Raw genomic sequence first — 16028 nt, 5'->3', positions numbered from 1 at the left:
TATATGGAATCAATTAACACAAAAAAAGCTCCGGCAGCAGTCGGACCATATGTACAAGGAATGGTACATGACGGATTAATTTTCACAAGCGGACAACTTCCGATCAATCCTGAAAACGGCGAACTCGTAATGGATATCGAAGCTGCAGCAAAGCAATCTTTAACAAATGTTCTTGAAATTGTTAAAGAAGCAGGCGGTAAGCTTGAAAATATCATTAAAGTAAATATCTATGTAAAGGATATGAATGACTTCGGAAAAGTAAACAAAGTTTATGAAGAATTCTTCGGTAGCCACAAACCGGCAAGAAGCTGTGTTGAAGTAGCTAGACTTCCGAAAGACGGCGTAATCGAAATCGAAGCAATCGCATACAAATAAAATAGAAGACCTCTCGTTTGAAATGTTAAAATTTCAATTCGGGAGGTATTTTTTTAAGAATCTTTATCTTGCAAAAAAATTCAATAAGTAGTATAATTTAATAAATATGTTTTGTGGTGGAGGTGAATAATGGATAAACTAAATCAAGTGCTTAAAATTCAGTTGCCGAGAATGAGTCTTGAAAGCGGAATAAAAATTGCACTCATGATACTTTCTTTAATATTCGTCATGTTTGCGACATATTATATGGTAAATATCGGAAACAATTATGTCGATGATAAAAGGAAAGTGCGACTGGATTTAAGAAAAATTTTAAAATATGTTTTGATTTTTGCCGGCATCACAATAGTTGTTGCGATTTTTAAATCGTACAACAGCCTACGATATCTGTTAAACGCATTTTTGACATCTGTTGTAATAGCGTATGTCCTAAATCCGCTTGTGAAATGGCTAGAAAAAAGATATCCTAAGGTTAAGCGTCAGTGGTGGATACTAATTATATTCCTTGCACTGTTTTTAATTCTCGTATTTATGATGGTGAGCCTATTACCTCGTACAATAAGCGAATTTTCAAAGCTGATAAACAATTTTCCGATATATTTGGAACAGGCGAAAAAAATAATCATTGACCTTTCACACAAACACTTCGGGCGAGATGTTCTAAATCTTGAAAAGTTTCAAGTGCGGGATATATTTGGGAAATTAGGCATGTCAAACTTCGATTTCAGTTCCATGCTGGTCGGTGTAAAGAGTACATTTAGTAAAATCTTCATTGCAATTTTGGTTCCGATTTTTGTTTTTTATCTCTTAAATGATAAGGAAATCTTTATAAAAAAACTTAAAGAACTGATTCCGGATAAATATAGAGAACAATCCATTGAAATTGGAAAGCAAATGGACATGAGCGTATTCAAATATGTAAAAGGTAAAATCCTCATGGCAGTATATGTAGGCGTCGCAGTCGGAATATTTCTCGGAATCATTGGGGTCGACTTCGCACTCGTAATCGGAATAATAACGATGTTTGCGGACATAATCCCATACATCGGACCGTTTTTGGGACTTGCACCCGCGACGGTGTTCGCGCTTCTCGACAGCCCGACAAAAGCGATATTTGTCATAATCATGTTTCTATTCTTGCAATGGACCGAAAATAATATAGTCGGGCCGAAAATCATGAGCGATCAGCTTGGCTATCACCCGATGATTGTTCTTATAATAACGATTGCAGGTGGATTCCTTTTCGGATTCATAGGCATGATATTCGCTCTTCCGCTTGTTATTGCTATTGAAGTTGTCTACAGATACTACATGGAAAATATAAAGGCTAAGAAAAAATTAGATTAAAAGAAAATATGAGCCGTTTAAAACGAAAATCACGGCTCTTTTTATATATTAAAGGAGAATTTTTATGGAAAATATAGAGCTTCACGATATACGTGAGAAATTTTTAAAATTTTTTGAATCCAAGGGACATTTGCTCCATCCTTCATACTCATTGATACCAAAGAATGACAAATCCCTATTATTAATCGGTGCAGGAATGGCACCTCTTAAAAAGTATTTTACAGGCGAAGAAACTCCGCCGGCAAAGAGAATGACAACATCTCAAAAATGCGTAAGAACAGGCGATATAGATAATGTCGGAAAGACGCTTCGTCACCTTACATTCTTTGAGATGCTTGGAAACTTCAGCTTTGGAGACTATTTTAAAACAGAAGCAATACATTGGGCATGGGAGTTTTTGACGGAAGTTATGAAATTGCCTAAGGAAAGACTTTGGGTTTCGGTTTATGAAAAAGACGATGAAGCATATAGAATTTGGCATGATGAAATCGGTGTTCCTGCTGAAAGAATTGTAAAACTTGGAAAAGAAGATAACTTCTGGGAACTAGAAGTCGGTCCTTCGGGTCCGGACTCGGAAATTCACTATGACAAAGGTGAAGAATTCGGATGCGGCAGCCCTGATTGTAAACCGGGCTGTGACTGTGACAGATTCCTCGAAGTTTGGAACCTTGTTTTCACACAGTTTGATAAAGACGTTCATGGTGAATACCATCCTCTTCCACATCCGAACATCGACACGGGCATGGGACTTGAAAGAATCGCATGTATAATGGAAAATGTTGACTCCGTCTATGATATAAAAGCAATCAGAAAAATCATGGACAAAGTTGGAGACATTTGTGGAAAGAAATATGGCGATGATAAAAACGATGATGTTCACTTCAGAATAATCGGTGACCACTCAAGAGCAATCACATTCCTGATTTCAGACGGTGTTGTTCCTTCAAATGAAGGACGCGGATATGTTCTTAGAAAACTTATAAGACGTGCTAGCCGTCACGGAATGCTTCTCGGTATCAAAAAAGGATTCCTCGAAGCACCGGTAACGGAAGTCATTGAAAGCTGGGGCAGGGCATATCCTGAACTCATTGAAAATAAAAAAGTTATACTTGAAGTTTTAAATACAGAAGAAGAAAGATTCCAAAGAACAATTGTACAAGGAACAGAACTTTTGACACAAAAAATTGCCGATTTGAAGGCAAAAATGAAAAAAGTTCTTTCCGGCGAAGATGCATTCGTTCTTTATGACACATACGGATTCCCTGCAGATTTAACCGAAGAAATTTTGGAAGATGAGGGCTTAAGCTACGATAAAGATGGATTTAAAGAAGCGATGGACGAGCAAAGAACTCGTGCAAGAGAAGCACTTGACAAATCCGACTCAGGTTGGAAGAAAGATTCCAAAATGGAATTCGATTCGGAAATCGGAAAATTCTCCGGTTATGAATTGAACGAAACAACTACAAAAATTACAGATATTTATGTTGACGGCAAAAAAACAGATAAACTTCCTCTCAATCAAGAAGGAATTGTAATCCTCGAAGACACGCCGTTCTATGGTGAATCCGGTGGACAAGTTGGAGATATTGGAGAAATCATAGGCGACGACTTTAGACTTGAAGTATTGGATACAAAAAAGACAAAAGACGGACTGTATCTTCAAATTTGTAAAACGGTTGAAGGTGTTGCAAAAAAAGGTGAAGAAGTTTCGACAAAAATCGATGTAAAAAGACGTGATGACATTAGAAGAAATCACTCGGCAACGCATCTTCTTCATGCTGCTCTTCGTCAAGTTTTGGGAACACACGTTCATCAAGCCGGTTCTCTCGTAGATCCTGAAAGACTTCGTTTTGACTTTAGCCACTATCAAGCAATGACTGAAGAAGAAATTAAAGAAGTTGAAAAAATTGTAAACGAAAAAGTTTTGGAATCAATTCCGGTTGTAACAGAAATAAAATCTCTCAAAGAAGCAAAAGCTGAAGGAGTTATGGGACTATTTGAAGATAAATACGGAGACGTTGTAAGAGTTCTTAAAATGGGACCATTCTCAATGGAACTTTGCGGTGGGACACACGTTAGAAACACCTCTGAAATCGGACTTTTTAAAATAGTTTCAGAAACAGGAGTTGCGGCCGGGGTAAGAAGAATTGAAGCTATCACAGGACACGCATCATATAAGTATGTGCTTAAAAATGAAGAACTCATCAAGTCGATTGAAGGCAGAATGAAGACGACGAGAGAAAATATTGAGCAACGTCTCGGCGAAATGGAAAAAATCGAGAAGGAACAAAGAAAAGAAATTGAATCCATCAAAGCAAAACTTCTTGGTAACGCTGCTTCTGACATGACATCAGAAATAAAGGAAATAAACGGCGTCAAAGTTTTGGCTAAAGTTTTTGAAGGAGTCGAAGCAAATGAACTTAAAAACATTGCCGATGAAATAAGAAACAAGGAAGATTCGATACTTGTAATTCTTGCAGCCAAAAATGCCGGCGGACTCAACCTTCTTGTTGCGGCGTCAAAAGGACTTGTAAAGGAAGGAATAAACTCCGGAAATATAGTTAGAAATATTGCTAAAGCCCTTGGAGGAAACGGCGGCGGACGTCCTGACATGGCTATGGCAGGGGCAAAAGATGTTGATAAAGTCAATGACGTCTTCCAAAAAATAGCAGACTATATAAAGTAATGATAATATAAATCGAATATACTAAAATTAACAGAAAATACCCGAAAGTCCAATAGGACGTGAGGGTATTTTTTTGTGTAAAAAATCAATATAGATACAATATATTGTGGTCATATATTCTTTAAAAAACACAGTCACAGTAATAGCAACTCTTTGTAACTATTTTGTCAGAATTTGTGTACTCGAGTTGTATAGTGACTTTGAGCACACTTAGGCACATGTAATATAAAATCTGAAATTGAATAGGAATAGTTAATAAAAAGTAAATATTATTCTTGATGATGAGAATTTTGATATAAAAACAATACAAAAATGCTCGTTAATACTAATTATTTAAGAAAAACGCAACTTAAAAATATATTGAACGAAAAATAAATTAAATAAAAATACATAAAATACAGTAAAACAAAATTTTAATTAAGAAAAATAGAAAATGTTATTATTTCGATTTTTTTTTCATTTTTTTGAAACTTTTTTTAAAAATAGGTTGACACTGACCACAATAAGTTGTATAATAAATGTAATTTACAAATGGATTGTAAGTTGAAAGGAGATCATTCAAGTGAAAAGCCATTCAAAGAGAATTCTATCATTGGTTTTTGCACTTCTGATGTTATTTCAACAAGTAATGTTTGCAGCTCAAACAGTTGACTTGTTCAACCCCGAACTGGGAGCGAAAACTGTTGATTTAATACCGGGTGAAGATGACACCAATACGGTGGACTTATTGACCCCGTCGGAGGAAGATAGCACCAAAACGGTGGATCTACTAAATCCGGAACAACCGAGTGCAACGATTGAACAACAAAAACCTATAATAGAAAAAAATGAAAACAAACCGGTGGACACAATTACACCGAGGGGCGACGATATCGTTCCTGCAGAAGGGAAAAAATCGACAACGACGATTGTAGTCGGGGGAGATGAAATTGAAGAAGGAGAAACAAATGAAAATTCTGAAATTTCTCCTGAAGAAATAATTATTCCTGAAGAAAACGAAAAAGAAGAAAAGAAAGATGCATCTTTCGAAGATGAAGAACATCACGAAAATGCAGGCGTTCTTCCATGGAGCACAGACCTTGTAAAACCTTGGAGCATTTACAGAGCACCGAAAACGGTTTATAGACCTGGAGAAGACTTGGACTTAACAGAACTATTGGTTGAAATTAAAACAGGTCGCTCAGGAAGCTTGTACAACATCGAAGACTTAATCAACGATGAATTTACAATAATAACGAGAACGAGAAAGTCTGATGGACAAAAAGTCAGACTAGACGACAAGATTTACGAAGACGAAACAATGACAATCCACATGGATGGATGTCAAGATTTAACAATTGATTTTACTGTAGATGAAAATCTCAAAGACGAAGCAAAAGCTTTTGAAGCTTTCCAACAAAATTTAATAAGAGAAGAATTCCGTAATGGCTTGGATTTTTCACTTTATTTAATCAAAAAAGGCGAAAAGGAAAATCCTGTTGTAGCCTATTCACTTGATCCACACAAATTAACACCTATTGGAAACGGCGTAGACAAAAAGCTTAAAGATGGACCTCTTTTCGATTTAAAGGATATATATACATGGGATAGATATGATATCGAAACCATTGGAAAAGTAAAGGCAATTCTTGAAAGAAGTGCTGAAACAAAAGAAACTGAAAATATTAGAAAGAAACTTATAACTCAACTCGCAATTTGGAATGTAACATCCAACATCATTCCGGAAGAAATTGATGCAACAGTTTCTGAATCAACGGAAATCGCTCCGGAATTAAAACCGGCAGAGGAAACAAAAGAAAATCCGGAAGAAGACAAAAAAGATGAACCAATCGAAATAACTGAACCAACAACTCCGGAAGAAGAAACTGAAAACATTGAAAAAGAAAACGAGAAAGTTGAAGATACAAAAGACGAAACAGTCGAAATAAAAACTGAAGAAAAAGTTGAAGAAAAAGCTGAGACTGAAGAAAACAAAGAATCTGAAAAGATTGAAGAAAAAGCTCCGGTTCAAAGTTCAGTTCATAAAATTGTTTTTAACGCAAAAGAAATTGACGTTCCTTATGATGACATCGAACTATCTGATGAAGAATATGAACTCTACAAAGAACTCACATCTTTGGAAGCAGTTGAACTTAAGAACGAAGACGAAGATTTAAAAATCTATGAACCTATAATAATAGAAGAAACTGAAAATCAATATGCTGACCTCGTAACAATCGGCGAAAGCGATATCGATTCTATTGAAAGAGTTGCAACAGAAGTCACATTTGACGCAGTTGAATACTCATTCCAAAATCTATATCACACCCTCGAAACGTCAAGCATGTTGGGCTTCGGTCAACCGAGAGACTTCGACGTTCTTCTTAAAGCAACAATGAAAGCTTCTAGAAAAATCGTTAAGGGCGATAAATTCGAAGTTGAAATCCTAAGTAAAACTCTTCCTATATTAAATGGTGAAGAAGGACGTGCAAACGACATTCAAATCGACGGAAAAGTTGTTGCAACAGCTGAATACATTGCTGAAGAACACAAAATCGTCTACACATTTGTAGAAGACCTCGACACGGATAAAGTTGAAATCGAGCAAGAATTCAAACAAATCAAAGAAGAAAAAGCAGCTTTACTCAATATGCTCGACGTAAGTGAAAACTTGATAGCGGATGCAGTTCGCGGCGCTGAAGGAATTGAAGATTCTGAAGGCAATTCGGAAGAACTCGAAATTTCTCCGGAAGATGACAACAACACAATAAAATTGGTACTCGGAAATACACCGGTTCAATATAGTGGAGCTTCATTTGAAACAAAGAAATTCAGATTGAAAACAACAATGACTGCAAAAGCTATTCCGGTTTGGAAGATTCCAAAAGGATGGACATTTGATGTTAATATCGGATCATATTTAAAACCGGAATACGATAATAATTCAAAGCCGATTTTAAAACCACTATATGATCCGGATAACCCAAGAGAGGTAGTTGCCGAACCAAGTTACAATGAAGCAACTCACACAATAACTTACAAATATGTCAAAGATGTTCTTAAAACAAAGAAAATAGATATAGATCAGCTTTTGGCATTTGACACTAAAGCGATTGACGATAAAAAGATAATTGATGTAAATATAACTGTTACACCAAAAGATAACCATGAACAAAGAATGCCGACTATAACGGTAAGAAAAGATGATCCGAGAACAGAAATTCCGTCACTCTTTACTTTAGATGTTAATCAAAATGGGGAACCGAATTTAAATGATGGATACGAATTTTTTGAATATGGACCTTCATATAAAGTTTCGTTCAACGCAGATGCAAGTCCGGTTGTTGAAAATGGAAAAGTTACATCTATAAATTGGACTGTAGTTTTTGATGGTAATGGAGAAAGTTTAAATAGTAAAAATCTAAATCTTATTACAAACTTTACAGCAGTTAGAAATTCAGGACTTAAAGCAATAGAAGAAGTAAATCTTAATGGGCAAGGAGTAACCTTAACTGACAACGATTTGGGAGATAAGTTCCTTATCAATGATTCAAAATATTTTGACGGTCATAACAATTCAGAAAGTGTTTATACATTTAAGTTTAAAACTAAGGTAGATTCTGAGCAAAAAGCTTATGTTCTCGATATAGCCGCAAAGCTTCGTGGTGTAAAGAAGACCGGAGCTGTAAGATTGATTATGCCGGCTTATGAAGGTGCCAGACTTGAAATGGTTTCACCTAACGACATGACCTATTCAAACAGAACTACAATTTCTGGTAAGTTTACATCGGAAGATACTGCTGAATGGATTTTGACAGAAGAAGTTTCGTCGGGCGACAAAGGGACACTACCGCTTATTGAAAGAAATATAAGTGAAAATCAAAAACTTAATTCTTTAAATGTTGCATACTACGGTCTTTACAATAGTCCTGACAGTCCTGATGACGGTAAAATGCATCAAATAAAGGGAAAAATAGAAAAGAATAACCCTATTGCAGCCGGTAAATTAGACGGAGATAAAACATTTACTCCGGGAACAATTGCGGTTTACGAATACAAAACAAAACTTTTAAAATCAGACGAACTGCAAACTTATACACTATCTGATGGAGTTATTTCAAAATATAGAGATGTTGATGTAAATGTTAAATGGTCAAAAAGGGTCACTGACTCAAAATATCCAGGAGAAACAATTACTTTAACTTCAGATGAAAATCCGCCGAAAATTTTTTCAACAACAATTCTAAAGGAAGAAGATAATCCTGTAAAAGGAAATGAAATTGACACAAAAATTAAAGCAGTAAAATTATGGAACATTGATGCAAATGGAAAACCTAAAAAAATTGAATATAGTATAAGTCAAAAATTTGATGAAACAATCGGCACAAATCTTCAATGTGGAGAAGTTTATAAAACTTATGAAATTGCTAGAGGAAGATATGAAATTCAAAACTATATTTCTGAAAAGACAAATTTAAAGCCTGGTGAAATAAATATTAACAAACAAGATGAAAATGGCCGTCCTTTACCGGGTGCAACTTTTAAGATTTATGGATTAAAAAACAATGGTGGAAACAATTCTCCAGACAACTTTGAAATAGAAGGAACATCTGACTCATCAGGTAGTATTAAATTCACTAATATTCCACCGGGAGTTTATACTTTACAAGAGACAAAAGCTCCTGAAGGATATGAACAAAACACGAGAACAGACACTATTACAGTTAGAGATGACGGCAGTGTTGAATGGACAAAGAACCTCATATCGAATGCTGTTTCAGAGAATACAAATCAAGGTACATCATGGAAAAGTGATGTTAAATATTATAATGGCTCGTTCTCATGGCCGGGATATATGAATACACTCGAATATACAGAAGTTGACAAAAATAATAATATCACTTCGTATATCATGTTAAAACCAGATGTAAATTCTTTCGGACCGGGTGGCACAGAATATAGCTCCACAGATAGAAGTACTAGAGTTTCTATGTTTGGCGATAATTTAAATATTACGGCTGTACAAATCTTTGACGTAGGTCCAAGTAAAAGAGAAGACGTTAGAAATGCAATGTATAGCAAGACTGCAAATCAACTTTCACTCGGAAATGACATTAGTGGTATTGACAATAAAAGTGGAAAGATAGTTAAAGAAGCAAATTATACGGATGGATTTCTTGGTAAAAACGTTCACGCGATAATGATTCCTTATAAGAGATTTGGTGTACCTAATCCAAAAGAACCTATTGAGAACTTTAAAGGATGGGCTTTCTTAATAAAAATAACAGGTAAAATCAACGACCAAAATTTAAACAGCACATTTTCATACAGATGGCTAACAATGTCAGAACCTAATGTAAATGTTTTCAATACTAAATTTGATAATGCTAAAATTGAGAAACAAACAAAAATAGAAAGCGATACGCTTATTCCTGCATTAAATAAAAGAAATGCAGCATTTGCTCCGACATTTACTGTTGTAAACACACAAGCTAAAAGAACTACTTTAAATATTCAAAAGCTTGATGATAAGAATAATCAACTTTCAGGCGCTGAATTTAGTTTATATAATTCATTTGGACAAATAATAAGAACCGGAACAACAGAAGTTGGTGGTAAGCTTACTTTTGACAAATTAGCACCGGGGAAATATACTTTGAAAGAAACCAAGTCACCTGGTGGATACTATAATCCTGAATTAACATTTAATGTATTTGTAAATCCTGATGGTTCAATTATTTACGATGCCGTTGATAAAAATGGAAAACAAGTTGAAGAAGGAGATCTCTACAAAGTTGGAGAAAACAATACAGGTGGTACATCAGGCTTACAAGGAACAAAAAGAATAACTGTTATTGGCGAGCCTAGAATGTATCTTAACGAGTCCAATAATTATGGAAAGAGACCGCGCGTTTGGGAAGAAGCAGCTTATGAATCGTACTCGTTTGAAGCTCAATTTAATCTTGAGAATTGTGGGGTTGGAGATTCGTGGGTCATGGACTTTGATGATAACTGGAACTTCACACAATGGTCTGGCGAGCTTCCTGTACTGAAAGTTAACGATCAAGAAGTTGCAAAGGGTGAGATTGACTATAGAAACAATCAAATCAAATATACACTGTCCGACACAGATTATGTAAATAATCATGACAGTTTTCAAGTAAAACTTGAATTAAATAGCATAAGACCGTCAAAGTATTATGTAAAAAACAACGGAATATACAAGTTTAGAGACATAATAAATGTCGGTGAAAATCAAAAGAGGATAGATACAGAAGTTAATGCCGACTTAAAACAATTCTACGGTCAAGACGGAAATGTAAAGTATATTACTGAAAATGTCGACATATATAAGGATAGTTCGGAAAAAAGATATATGATGAGAAACATTGCGTTATTCAATGTTTTTGGAAAAAAATATTCTAATGGCGACACAGTTGCAAGAATATATTATGGTTCAAGTGTAAATAATGGAAGAGAAATTTTGTTTGGAGACAAACAAGAACCTGCTTTTGAACCAACAAAAGTGGTAGTATATGAAGTTCTAGAAACACCAAATCCAGACAATATGCCATTGTCATGTGGTATAAGACCTTCTGAAAATCCTGGCATTTATAAACCTTTAGCAACATTTGATGGCATTAAAGGTAAAAGCAACGGCAAGGTTAGTGACCATGGGGTAACTATTGACTTTGATAAAAGCAGAGTTAATATAAAAGATAAATATCACCCGCAATTATATGATACTCAACAATATCAATTTTTTGTAACATTACCTGTCGAAACTAAAAAAGAAGGTAAAGGATATGTAATTGAGCAGTTTTACGAAATTACGGATCCTACGAAATTTGAAAACACCTACACGCAAACATTTATGGCTCACAAGGCAGGCAATTATTCCAGCATGGGTATTGCTCAAATGAGACCTACATTGAATAAGGGTGCAGCTATCGGTGGAAATGTTATAATACCTCAACCAAAAAATTATGACTTAACTGTTTATAACAAGAAACAACCTGGTGAATTTATTGTAAAAAAGGTCAGCGAAGAAAAAGATAACAATGGAAATAATATTCCATTATCTGGAGCTGAATTTATATTGTTAGATTCAAACGGACGAGTTATAAGAAGAAATTCTTCCAATAAAGAAGGTATTGTTGAGTTTAAGGGGTTAAGCGAAGGAACTTATACACTCAAAGAAACAGTTCCACCTGATAAGCATAAGGCAACTTTACGAACGGTAAATGTAACAGTATCTGCTGAAGGTGTTGTAAGTTTCACAGGAGTAGAAAATGACGATGAAATCTTCCAAGTTCAAACCAATGGTCGAAGTAGAAAGGTACGAAAGACTTCTGAACAATTGAATGAAGAGCAAATGCTTTCTCACCATGGTGGTTATCCGGCTTTTATGAATATTTATTCAAAAGTAATTGAAAAAGATGGCAATCATGTAAAAACGAGAATATATTTGAATCCTGATTCTAATCCGAATTTGGGAAATGGACCAAACAAGAAGACTGTGTTAGAACTATCTGCATCAAATACAAACCAAGATATAACTACAGCTGTTTACAAAGTGCCGAGAGAATCAAAAGGAAACATTGATCAATATTTAAGAACAAATAAAACAATTCCATCGACCCAAGAAGTGAATATTATATCAAATAAAAAGATTGAATTCATGAGTGCAGGGGAACCTGGAAGATGGAACGGCGCTGCTTATGTTATAGAGATTAATGCAAGATACAAAGAACCAAATCCGGACATAGGAAAAACAATTGTACAAGACAGATATATAAACTATAATTGGTATTGTGACCCGGATTTCGGAACTTTTATGAAGGGTATAGTTGGAACACAATTAAAAGTTTCAAATACAGAAGTTGACTCATCAACACCAATTGGAGATGGAGTTGTTGAAATAAATGACTCTAAGAAAATAATCCAAGTTGTCAATAAAAAAGAAAAGATAAAAGTCACAATCATAAAAGTTGACGAAGATAATAACAATCAAAAAATAGCTGGAGCTATATTCGGACTATTTGATGAAAACGGTAAAGAAGTTAAAAGAGATGATAAACCATACACCGTAACAACCGGAAAAGATGGAAAAGCAACATTCAAAGACCTCGAACCTGGAAAAACTTATATTATCAGAGAACTTGAAGCACCTAAAGGTTATGAAAAAACTAATAAAACTTGGACAGTAGTTGTTGGAAAAGATAATACAGTTGAAGTAACAGAAAATTCAACAGTTTCTAAAACTGTGTTTGGAATAGATAATCCGAATACAAAAGCAATTGGAACTTGGAATTTCACTTATTATCAAAAACATGTTTTAGATGTTAGTCCGGTTATAGAAAAATCCGGGGATGGATATGTTGTAAATGTTAACACTAAGGGTACTTCTTATCCAAATGATAACAGATACTCACAACTGAATATGTATTTCGATACTGAGCATTTTGAATTTGAAGATAAAAATGTTAATGATAAAGCTTGGTCTGGAAAATATGTTTACTTTAACAGTGCTCCTAACACATACTCTTTCAAATTTAAACCTAAGGCAAATGTAGAAAAGGGAAGTTATAAACCGATAACCGGAATTACGTATGTAAACTTCCCGATGAGTCATGAATTCCTTCCTACATTTAATGTAAATCGGTTAGATGGAGAAAAAGAATCTAACAACGTTGAACCGAATAAAGATGGAAATGAATTCTCGTTCAATATTTCCAACAAGTACAAAGGTTACGAAGTTGAATTTAAAAAAATAGCTGAAGAAAATGGAAATGAAATAAAATTAACCGGTGCTAAATTTATCCTACAAATAAAAAATGGCGAGAATTATGTCGACTTTAATCCGGTGTATACAGCAATATCAGATGCTAAGGGTAAAATTAAATTCAGCGGTCTAAAGCCTGGAGAGTATAAAGTTGTTGAAACAGATCCACCGGCAGGATATTATGTGCTAAATAAGGATGTAAAATTATTCAAAATCGACGATGATGGAAAAGTGTTTATAATGGAGAATGGGGAATACAAACCTCAAACTGACGAAAATATAAAGATTCTTAACAGTAAACCGGGAGATGGAAAGTTCAAAATTCTTAAAACCGATGAAAACAACAAGGGTCTTCAAGGTGTAAAATTTAACTTATATAATTCGAGAGGAGATTTGGTTGGAGAATTTACAACTGATGAAAAGGGTGAAATTAATTTTACAAATCTTCCTTACGATAAGTATTATGTTAAAGAGATTTCGACAAAACCGGGATATATTGTAGACGGTGAAGTTAGAGTTGTTTTGATAGGTAAGAAATGGGAAAAAGGTACTCCAACAGGTAGAGATGTTTCGAATGAATTGATATTAAATTCTATAGAATCAAAAATGACCTCTATCATAAATGATGACTACTATATAACACCTAACAATTCAGAAGTTATACAAGCAAATCTAAAATATAAAGTAGATGAAAACGCACATATTCAACCAGGTGATACTTTCAAGGTTGTTGCAAGTGAAAATGTTGATTTGGACGGAATTGGAAGGTCTCATGATGATGAATATGATATCTACGGCCCGGCAGGTCTTCTTGCAACAGCAGAAATAAATGATGATAACAGAAGAGAAATAACTTACACATTTACAGAATATGCAAAACACTACGATATTAAAAATATTAATATTGGAATGTTGATGGCAGTAAATAGAATTAAAGTTCCGGGACATAAAGACGGTAAAGACACCATAGCTGTTTCAGTAACTGCTGGAACTTCAAAGTTAAGCAAAAACTTTAATGTTCAATACAATTATGGCGATGATGTTCAGGTAAATGCATGTTTGGTTAAATATGATGAAGACACAGATGAATTTATTGCAAATTTCTATCTTAACCATAAAAATATAAACACATATGGTAAAAAGATACAATTTACCTCAAATTCTGAGGTCGAATTTACAGATGTTCAAGTTGAGTATTTGAACAATAGAAATAGTTATCTTCCATGGTCATTTGGAATCAAAGATAGTGAGCCAAATTTATCTGATCTGGGATCGGAATATTATAGTGTTAATAAAACAAATGATGGGATGATATTGTCCTTGAATGGCAACTACTTTGATAATTTGACGTATCGTGTTATAGTTAAAGGAAAAGTAACAAAACCAAATGAAAGTAGATTTGCATTATATGGTGAGTATATTAACTACAATGAAAGAAATCAACGATACTATCAAATGGTTGGTCTTTATAAGAGCTTGAAAAAAACGAGCTCAGACGGCGACGGTGATATAGAATTAGCCTTTAAGAACTACAAAAACAAAATCGAATATACAAAGGTTGACGGTAGTATAGCCGGAACTGCGGTTGATACGAAACCGCAAGGAGCTGCAGAAGGTTCGAATGGGCTTATAGAGACTCCAAAACCGGTGTTCTCAAGTGATGGAAAGGCACTTGCAAAAGCAGAATTTAAACTTAAGAAAGACGGAATTTTTGATGATGAATCATTAAGAGTATCCGGTGAAGACGGTAAGTTTAGTTGGGAAGGACTTGCACCGGGATATTACGAAGTTTGGGAAACAAAAGCTCCTGATGGATATCCAACACCTAAAGAAAAGGTATCACACTTCACAGTCAATAAAAATGGTGAGATTGTAGATATCAAGGATAATACTACTATTATTAAGAACTACAAAAATCCGGAGATTGAATTCCAAAAGGTTGACGGAGAAAACAAGAGTGTAAAGCTTAAAGGTGCTAAGTTCACTTTATATATGGCTGAAAAGCATTATATTAGTAAAGAGTATATAAAGAAAGATGGAAACCTGCAATTTGCGATGGTTGACAGAGATTTTAACATTGTTAAGGAATATGATAGTAGACGAAATTTACTACCGGATAATCCGGACAAAGGCTACACTGTCGAATCATCAAATGAAGAAGGCACTTTTAAATTCGAGAAATTGAAGGATGGAATTTATGCAGTAAAAGAAACAACCGCACCTTCAGGTTATACAAAGCTTCTTGATTATGCTTTGATATTCAAGGTTGAAGGCGGTAAGATTTACGAGGTAAATAAAGCCGGAAATTATGTAGACAAGAATAAAAAAGTAACTGATATAGCACAAGCTAATTTGTTGGTGGATGTTGAAAGCGGTAAAGCACAAGTTAATCCAATTCAAATTGAAAACTTCAAGGCTGAATATCCTGCCACAGGTGGGGTTGGAGCACTTCCATTTGTATTCATCGGTATGATGATTATGATGGCGGGAGCATATATGTTTATTCAAAGGAGGGATGCCCTCTATGAATAATAGTATGACCGAAAGACGGTTACACGATCCGTAGTGCGAAGACGCATTTGCGGTATGGAGATTATGTGGAACGGATTTCCACGAGATTGTCGCGTCAGATATACGGAAAGGTATATTGCGACACTGACACAGTTAAATGTTCGCGAGAGCGACTTTATAATAATCAAAAACAAGATATAAGAGAACGGTGTGGAGCAAAACAATCCACGGAGAATTGTCGCGGAAAAGAATACAAAAAAGGCATGAGTCGACAATGAACAATGAACAGACAAAAACTTCAAAAAAATCAAAAACAAAACATCAGAGTAACTATATGAATTTACA

4 protein-coding genes are annotated in these 16028 nt (G+C 34.8%); all 4 read left to right on the top strand.

Annotated elements, in window-relative coordinates:
- The first annotated feature begins 3 nt into the window (after positions 1 to 3).
- The 4 genes from C7381_RS03505 to C7381_RS03490 all read left to right on the top strand — a co-directional run bounded on the left by C7381_RS03505 (position 4) and on the right by C7381_RS03490 (position 15704).
- Positions 4 to 375 (top strand): RidA family protein, encoded by a 372-nt coding sequence (locus tag C7381_RS03505; protein WP_034546514.1) that lies wholly within the window; start codon positions 4 to 6, stop codon positions 373 to 375.
- A gap of 129 nt (positions 376 to 504) precedes the next feature.
- The gene (locus tag C7381_RS03500) at positions 505 to 1722 is read left to right on the top strand and encodes an AI-2E family transporter (protein ID WP_116479903.1); all 1218 of its coding nucleotides are present in this window, start codon (positions 505 to 507) and stop codon (positions 1720 to 1722) included.
- A gap of 64 nt (positions 1723 to 1786) precedes the next feature.
- A complete protein-coding gene (alaS, locus tag C7381_RS03495) occupies positions 1787 to 4408 on the top strand; it encodes an alanine--tRNA ligase (RefSeq protein WP_116479902.1) in 2622 nt (873 codons plus the stop codon).
- Between the two features lie 562 nt (positions 4409 to 4970).
- The gene (locus C7381_RS03490) at positions 4971 to 15704 is read left to right on the top strand and encodes a SpaA isopeptide-forming pilin-related protein (protein WP_116479901.1); all 10734 of its coding nucleotides are present in this window, start codon (positions 4971 to 4973) and stop codon (positions 15702 to 15704) included.
- Positions 15705 to 16028 lie beyond the last annotated feature (324 nt).

The organism is Ezakiella coagulans, from assembly GCF_003096635.1.
Lineage (GTDB): Bacteria > Bacillota > Clostridia > Tissierellales > Peptoniphilaceae > Ezakiella > Ezakiella coagulans.
The sequence above is the reverse complement of the archived record's forward strand: the minus strand, read 5'-3'. Positions and strand labels throughout refer to the sequence as shown.